Annotated in this window: 1 protein-coding gene; it reads right to left on the minus strand. The window is 71.6% G+C overall.

All coding sequences use genetic code 11. From position 1 onward, the window contains the following. Window positions 1–768, minus strand: a 768-nt coding sequence (locus EES43_RS30640; protein WP_164493174.1) for an RHS repeat domain-containing protein, incomplete at both ends; no start/stop codon positions are given.

Genomic DNA, 768 nt, shown 5'->3' on the forward strand with positions numbered 1-768 from the left:
ACTCTGCTCGGTGCTGGTCCGCGTCGGCCTGTCGGTCCCCGAAGGCACGGTCTGCTCGGTCGTGGTGCCCTCGACATCGTCGTGGGTGCTGAGGGTGACCGTGCCATCGGGGGTGGTGGACTTCGCGGGACGGCCCCACGCGTCGTACTCGACCGCGGTCTCCCGGCCGCCCGCGTCGATGGTCCTGACCTGCTGGCCGGAGGTGTTGAACTCCGCCCCGGACACCTGGCGCCACTGCCCCTCGGGCAGCATCCCGCCCCGGCCGTCGTTCCCGGAAGGCCGGTAGTTCGACTCCGTACGGACCTCGCGACCCAACTCGTCGCTGACCACGCGGGTGGAGTAGCCGTCCGACTCCCGGCGGCTCGTCACCGACGACCCGCCGCTCCCACTCCCGGAACCGGGCCATGTCTCATACGACGTGGTGGTGATGGTGCCGTCCGCGGAGGTGACCTCCACAGGCCGTCCGGCCGCGTCATACCCGGTGACGGTCTCATCGAGGTCGCCGGTCCGCTCCGACAACGTGGCGCCGCTGGCCAGGTCGGACACCGTCACGGTCTCCACCCCGTCCGCACCCGTGACCGTGCTCGTCCGACGCCCCACACCCTCCGCGTCCCGGTCGACCGTGCTGTCCGTGGATGTCACCGCCGCGCCCGGGTCCCCGCCCTTCGCCGACGCATCACCCCGGGCGGTGGTCTTCGCGACCTCACCGGCCAGTTCACCGGTGTGGTACTCGAACTCCTGCGTCGAGAACGTCCCCTCGCCGCCACC

The sequence above is a fragment of the Streptomyces sp. ADI96-02 genome (assembly GCF_003846185.1).
Taxonomy (GTDB): domain Bacteria; phylum Actinomycetota; class Actinomycetes; order Streptomycetales; family Streptomycetaceae; genus Streptomyces.